This window comes from Kribbella lupini, from assembly GCF_039529595.1.
GTDB classification, from domain to species: domain Bacteria; phylum Actinomycetota; class Actinomycetes; order Propionibacteriales; family Kribbellaceae; genus Kribbella; species Kribbella lupini.
This window is the reverse complement of sequence record NZ_BAAANC010000010.1, coordinates 1-561: the sequence shown is the minus strand read 5'-3', so window position 1 is coordinate 561 and position 561 is coordinate 1. Positions and strand designations below refer to the sequence as shown.

1 rRNA gene is annotated in these 561 nt (G+C 54.4%); it reads left to right on the top strand.

Annotated features, from left to right (window positions below):
- Positions 1-85, top strand: a 16S ribosomal RNA gene (locus ABD235_RS39885); the annotation flags it as partial.
- Positions 86-561 lie beyond the last annotated feature (476 nt).

Sequence of the window (561 nt, the reverse complement as noted above, 5' to 3'; positions counted from 1 at the left end):
GGAGCCGTCGAAGGTGGGGCTGGCGATTAGGACGAAGTCGTAACAAGGTAGCCGTACCGGAAGGTGCGGCTGGATCACCTCCTTTCTAAGGAGCATTCGGCAGCCACCCATTGGGTGACTGCCCATTCATCGTTTCTCAGACATCCGTTCTGAGGCGATGGTGCTTCGGAATGTGGAACATTGACCATTAGGCCCAGAACTTGAGCACGGAAGTTAGTACTGCCTTTAGGGGCGTGGAACGCGGAAGAGTGAAGAGGGATGGGCCGAGGCGCGCTGTTGGGTCCTGAGGGATCGGGCCGAATCCTTGCGGATTCTGGTTTGGTTTCTTCAGGCCGCTTCTCCACCGACTGGTTCGGTGGGGTGTGTGGCTGGGGCCGGCTCTCACCAAACTCCTGGTGTTGAGGTTCTGATGGGTGTGTTGTTTCCCTTGATGGACTTGGACCGAGGGTAGTGGTGATTATGTGCCGGTTATCCTGCCCGTATTTTGAGAACTGTATAGTGGACGCGAGCATCTTTGTAGCAATTTTATTGTTCCTTATGTATGTGTGACAAGCTACTAAG